Genomic DNA, 5,796 nt, shown 5'->3' on the forward strand with positions numbered 1-5,796 from the left:
CCGCGCACGGGGTGCACAACACCGACCATCTGGGCTTCCCGGCGACCGGCAAGCCCTACGCCATGAAGACCATGCACATGTACCGCGCCGAGGGTGGCCTGCTCGCCGAGCACTGGGGCGTCCGCGACGAGCTGGACGTCCTGTGGCAGACGGGTGCTCTGCAACCACCGGCGCCGGTGGCACTGTAAGGGCGTGACCGATCCCAAGGCGGCGCCTGCTCCCCTGGCCGCCCGCGCGGAACAGGTCCGGGCCACCCGGCAGCGTGTGCTGACCGCCGCCCGCGACCTGTTCCTGCGGCGCGGCTATGCGGGGACGACGATCGAGGCGATCGCCCACCGGGCGAAGGTCAGCCCGCAGACCGTCTACAACGTGATCGGCGGCAAGGCGGCGGTGCTCAAGGCGGTCTACGACGTCACGCTGGCCGGCGACGACGAGCCGGTCCCGATGCAGGAGCGACCGATCTTCGCGGAGATCGCCGCGGCACCCGATGCGCGGACGGCCCTCGGGCTCTACGCCGGCCTCGCTCGGGACCTGCTGTCCCGGGCCGGCCCACTGCTCGCCATCATCATCACCGAGGGCCCCGGCCGCGACCGGGAGCTGCGCTCCTTCATCGACAAGACCGAGAGCGAGAGAGCGATGGGTACCCGCGGCATGGCGCGCGACATCGCGACACGATTCGGACTGCCGCCGGGGATCACCGAGGAGGAGGCCGCCGACGTGCTGTGGACGCTCACCTCCCCGGAGGTCGCCGACCGCCTCACCCGCCGCCGCGGCTGGTCCCTCGACCGCTACGAGCGCTGGCTGGCGAAAGCCATGGCCGACGCCCTGCGATAGTGGCGGGATGGAGACCTTCGTCGAGACCGGTGGTCCCTACCGTCTGTGGGTGCGCGCGACGGGCCCGGCGGACGCCCCGGTCGTCCTGTTGGTCATGGGAGCGAACGCGACCGGGGTGACCTGGCCGGCCGAGCTGGTGGAGGCGCTCGCGCAGCGGTACCGGGTGGTGCTCTACGACCACCGGGACACCGGGCGGTCCACCCGGGCGTTCGACGAGCATCCGTACGAGATCGCCGACCTGGCCGGTGACGCGGTGCGGGTGCTGGACGCCGTCGGCGCCGAGCGTGCACACGTCGTCGGCATGTCGATGGGTGGCGTGCTCGTGCAGCTGCTGATGCTGGACGCGCCGGAGCGCCTGCTCAGCGCGACCGCCTTCGCCACCGCCGCGCTGGGCGCCGGGCTGGCCGGCGGGGAGGGCGCGCCGCCGATGCCGGATCCGGACCCGCGGCTGCTCGAGCTGTGGGAGCACCTCGCCGACGAGCGGGACCGGGAGGCCGAGCTCGACTGGCGGGTGGCGCACTGGCGGCTGCTCAACGGCGACGAGACGCCGTTCGACGCCGAGGCGTTCCGCGCCCTCGAGCAGGCGTGCATCGAGCACTCGGGCACGCCCCGGAACCCGGCGGCGCACGCGCGGGCGGGCCAGTCGGGGCTCGAGCGCGGCGACGAGCTGGCGGGCGTGAAGGTGCCGTTCCTCGTCATCGAGGCGCCGAACGACCCCATCAACCCGCCGCCGCACGCCTCCTACCTGGCGTCCCGGGTACCCGGCACGAAGCTGGTAACCGTCCGGGGCATGGGTCACGCTCTCGCCCCCGCGGTGGTGCCGCAGGTGACGGACGCGCTGCTCGAGTTCTTCGCCGAGCACCCACCAGCCTGATCAGAAGACGAACAGCACACCGGTCGCCTGGCGCATCAGGCACGGGTTGCCGAACTTGGCCGACCAGGCGACCTTCTTGCCACGCCAGATGCCGGACGCGGTGGCGGTGACCGGCGAGTACTCCATCGTGCACATCGTCTGGGCCGGCGTGATCCGGCCGGGGTTGCCGTCGACCTTCCTGAGCGCGGCGCAGACCTTCGCCGCATTCGGGTGCGCGTCGCCGGTGGTGCAGGTGAGCCGGACCGCCGCCGCGTACCCGGCATCGGCCATGTAGCTGAGCGTGAGGTCCGTCTGAGCCCTGGCGACGGCACTCGGCCGCGGCGCCGGCGCCGGGCCCGTGCTGGTCGCGAACGCCGGCGACGCCGGCGCCAAACTGGCGGCCGCCGCTGCGGCCAGAACGATCTTCCACATGTCCAACTCCCCCGAGTAGTCCGCATCCGGTATAGGGCACGAAAGGTGCAAAGGTTGCGGAACCGAGGAAGAATTGGCCCTTCGGCCGGCTATCGGAAGTCTCTGGACGCCGGGGCGATCGGCGGGGTGACCGCGTCGAGCCGGTCGGCCACCAGGTTGAGCACCCCCTCGGACTTCTCCAGCCGGCCGCGCACGATCAGCGCCGCGCTGGTCTTGGCCACTCGCCGATACTTCTGCCACAGCCCCGGCGAGCAGGTGACGTTGAGCATTCCGGTCTCGTCCTCGAGGTTGACGAACGTGACCCCGCCCGCGGTGGCCGGCCGCTGCCGGTGCGTAACGATGCCGCCGACCCGGATCCGGGTGCCCGCCTCCACCCGGCCGAGCCGGGCGATGGGCAGCGCACCGGCCGCGTCGAACTCCTTGCGGATGAACTGGGCCGGATGCGCGTCGGGGGCCAGGCCGGTCGCCCAGACGTCGGCCACCAGCTTGTCCACGTCATCCATGCCGGGCAGGGCCGGGGCGTCGGTGCCGGCCACCGTACCCGGAAGCTTGTCTGGTTTGTCCTGCGAGGCCGCGCCGGCCGCCCAGAGCGCCTCACGGCGGGTCAGGCCGAACCCCGCAAAAGCGTCGGCGGTGGCGAGGGCCTCTAGGTGGGCGGTCGAGCATCCGGTCCGTCGCGCGAGATCCGTCATGCTCGTGTACGGGCCATGCGCACGCCGTTCCTCCTCGATCTTCTTCGCCAGCTCGTCACCCAGCGTGCGCACCGTGGACAGCCCCTGCCGCACCGCCGGCCCGCCCAGCCCCCACGCGTGCGGCGGCTCCCCGGCCATCGTGCCCCACCGGGTCTGCTTGTCCGACTCGAGCACCGCCGCGGCGTCACTGCGGTTGATGTCCGGCCGGCGCACCTCGACCCCGTGCCGGCGGGCGTCGTCGACCAGCGACTGCGGCGAGTAGAAGCCCATCGGCTGCGCGTTCAGCAGGGCCGCGCAGAAGGCCGCCGGGTGGTACCGCTTGAGCCAGGCGCTCGCGTACACCAGATAGGCGAAGCTCATCGCGTGACTCTCCGGGAAGCCGTAGTTGGCGAACGCGGAGAGTTTCAGGAACAGGTCGTCGGCCAGCTCCCCGGTGATGCCCCGCTCGGCCATCCCGTCGTAGAGCCGGTGCTTGATCCGCTCCATCTTCTCGATCGACCGCTTCGAGCCCATCGCCCGGCGCAGCTGATCGGCCTCGGACGGGTCGAAGCCGGCGACGTCGATCGCGAGCTGCATCAGCTGCTCCTGGAAGAGCGGCACGCCGAGCGTCTTCTCCAAGGCGTTGCGCATCAGCGGATGCGGATAGGTGATCTCCTCCTTGCCGTTCTTGCGGCGGATGAACGGGTGCACCGAGCCGCCCTGGATCGGCCCGGGCCGGATCAGCGCCACCTCCACCACGATGTCGTAGAACTTCTCCGGCTTGAGACGCGGCAGGGTGGCCATCTGCGCGCGGCTCTCCACCTGGAAGACGCCCACCGAGTCGGCCCGGCACAACATCTCGTAGACCTCGGGGTCGTCCAGGCGCATCGTGCTGATGTCCAGATCGGACTCGAGCATGTCGTAGGCGTAGTGCAGCGCCGACAGCATGCCCAGCCCGAGCAGGTCGAACTTGACCAGCTCGATGGCAGCGCAGTCGTCCTTGTCCCACTGCAGCACGGTCCGCCCCGGCATCCGGCCCCACTCCACCGGGCACACCTCGATGATCGGCCGGTCGCAGATCACCATGCCGCCGGAATGGATGCCGAGGTGTCGCGGGAAGCTCTGCACCTCGTTCGCGTAGTGCACGACATGCTCCGGGATGTCATCCACGTCGACCGTCGCGACGCTGCCCCAGCGGTCGATCTGCTTGCTCCACGCGTCCTGCTGGCCGGGTGAGAAGCCGAACGCCTTGGCCATGTCGCGGACCGCCGACCGCGGGCGGTACGAGATCACGTTCGCCACCTGGGCGGTGTGCTCGCGGCCGTGCTTGCGGTAGACGTACTGGATGACCTCCTCGCGGCGGTCCGACTCGATGTCCACGTCGATGTCCGGCGGGCCGTCCCGCTCGGGCGCCAGGAACCGCTCGAAGAGCAGGTCGTACTCGACCGCGTCCACGTTGGTGATGCGCAGCGCGTAGCAGACCGCGGAGTTGGCCGCCGAGCCTCGGCCCTGGCAGTAGATCTTCTCCTGCCGGCAGAACCGGACGATGTCGTAGACGACCAGGAAGTAGCCGGGAAACTTCAACTCCTCGATCATCTCCAGCTCGCGCTCGATCTGCGCGTACGCCTTGGGATGCGCCTCCGGCGGGCCGTAGCGCTCCCGGGCGCCGCGCATGGTCAGCTCACGCAGCCAGCTCATCTCGGTGTGCCCCGGCTCGGGAATCTCGAAGTCGGGGAGCTTCGGGGCGATCAGCTGCAGGTCGAACGCGAGATCGTGGCCGAACATCGCGGCGTTGTCCACGGCGCCCGGCCAGGCCGCGAACCGCCGCGCCATCTCGTCGCCGCTGCGCAGGTGCGCGGTGCCGGCCGCGGGCAGCCAGCCGTCCAGATCGTCCAGGCTGCGCCGGGCCCGGACCGCGGCCAGGGCGGTGGCCAGCCGTCTCTTTTTCGGCGTCGTGTAGTGCACGTTGTTCGTCGCCACGTGGTAGAGCCTGCGGCTTTTCGCGAGCTCGAAGAGCAGGTCGTTGCGCTCGTCGTCGTAGGGGTCGCCGTGCGCGGTCAGCTCGACGGTGACGTTCTCCTGGCCGAAGAGGGCGACCAGCCGGTCGAGCTCGCGGGCGGCGGCGGCCGGCCCTTCCTCCCTCAGCTTCCGGGGCACGGGACCCTTGCGGCAGCCGGTGAGCACCAGCACGTGGTCCTTGAGGTCGGCGGCGACGTCCTCGAGCTCGCCGTAGTCGGGTTTGCCCTTCTCGGCGCCCCTGAGCTGGGCGCGGGAGATGGTGCGGGCGAGGCGGGCGTACCCCTCGTGGCCGTGGGCCAGGACCAGCAGGTGGGTGCCCTCGGGGTCGGGTTCGCCGTTCTGCGGTCTGGTCAGGCCGAGGGAGAGCTCGGCGCCGACGATGGTGGGCAGGCCGAGCTCGCGGGCCGCCTCGGAGAAGCGGACGACGCCGTAGAACCCGTCGTGGTCGGTGACGGCCAGGCCGGTGAGGCCGAGGCGGGCGGCCTCCTCGGCGAGCTCCTCGGGATGGCTGGCGCCGTCGAGGAAGCTGAAGTTGCTGTGGCAGTGCAGCTCGGCGTATTCGGTGGTGGCCGTGGACTTGACCAGGGTGGGCGGCGTGTAGGGCTCGCGTTTGCGGCTCCAGGCGGGCGAGTCGCCGCCGTCGCCGACCCCGGCCAGCGGGTCGACCACCGCGGGCTCCCCGGTCGGCCACCCGCCGCCCTGCCCTTTGACCCACGCCTCCTCGACCCCTTTCTCCACGCGTCTCTTGTCGCCGGACAGCGTGCCCTCCAGCTGGGACCAGGGCATGCGCGGGTTGTGGAAACTCATCGCCCCCACCCGGCCGTCCGCCTAGTCATAGACGGCCTCCACGGCCCAATGTCCCCCGGCCAGGGAGAGCAGCAGGGCGCGCCCGTCGGCGAGCGCGACCTGGAACCGCGCCCGGCGCCGCATCTCGTCCGGCGCCCACCAGCGTTCCTCGACCGGCCACGGACCGGTCCACCCGGTGAT

Annotated in this window: 5 protein-coding genes; 3 read left to right on the forward strand and 2 right to left on the reverse strand. The window is 71.4% G+C overall.

Going from position 1 to position 5,796, the window contains the following annotated elements; all coding sequences use genetic code 11:
• The 3 genes from AB0M20_RS23265 to AB0M20_RS23275 form a co-directional block, all read left to right on the forward strand.
• Positions 1 to 188, forward strand: a 188-nt coding sequence (locus AB0M20_RS23265) for an ester cyclase (protein ID WP_364301390.1), incomplete at its 5' end; no start/stop codon positions are given.
• A gap of 4 nt (positions 189 to 192) precedes the next feature.
• On the forward strand, positions 193 to 834 hold the full coding sequence (locus tag AB0M20_RS23270) for a helix-turn-helix domain-containing protein (protein ID WP_364301393.1): 642 nt from the start codon (positions 193 to 195) through the stop codon (positions 832 to 834).
• A 7-nt stretch (positions 835 to 841) separates the two neighbouring features.
• Positions 842 to 1,708 (forward strand): alpha/beta hydrolase, encoded by an 867-nt coding sequence (locus AB0M20_RS23275; RefSeq protein ID WP_364301396.1) that lies wholly within the window; start codon positions 842 to 844, stop codon positions 1,706 to 1,708.
• Here AB0M20_RS23275 and AB0M20_RS23280 read toward each other — a convergent pair whose 3' ends face one another.
• Both AB0M20_RS23280 and AB0M20_RS23285 read right to left on the reverse strand, forming a co-directional pair.
• Complete coding sequence (locus AB0M20_RS23280; RefSeq protein ID WP_364301398.1) at positions 1,709 to 2,119, reverse strand: SSI family serine proteinase inhibitor; 411 nt, start codon at positions 2,117 to 2,119, stop codon at positions 1,709 to 1,711.
• Between the two features lie 89 nt (positions 2,120 to 2,208).
• Positions 2,209 to 5,616, reverse strand: a complete 3,408-nt coding sequence (locus AB0M20_RS23285) for an error-prone DNA polymerase (protein WP_364301401.1) — start codon at positions 5,614 to 5,616, stop codon at positions 2,209 to 2,211.
• Positions 5,617 to 5,796: the final 180 nt, after the last annotated feature.

The organism is Actinoplanes sp. NPDC051633, assembly GCF_040681735.1.
GTDB lineage: Bacteria > Actinomycetota > Actinomycetes > Mycobacteriales > Micromonosporaceae > Actinoplanes.

Excerpts from the sequence above, each read along its gene's own strand:
- AB0M20_RS23275 (WP_364301396.1), top strand. The coding sequence starts at position 842 with ATGGAGACCTTCGTCGAGACCGGTGGTCCCTACCGTCTGTGGGTGCGC.
- AB0M20_RS23280 (WP_364301398.1), bottom strand. The coding sequence starts at position 2,119 with ATGTGGAAGATCGTTCTGGCCGCAGCGGCGGCCGCCAGTTTGGCGCCG.
- AB0M20_RS23285 (WP_364301401.1), bottom strand. The coding sequence starts at position 5,616 with ATGAGTTTCCACAACCCGCGCATGCCCTGGTCCCAGCTGGAGGGCACG.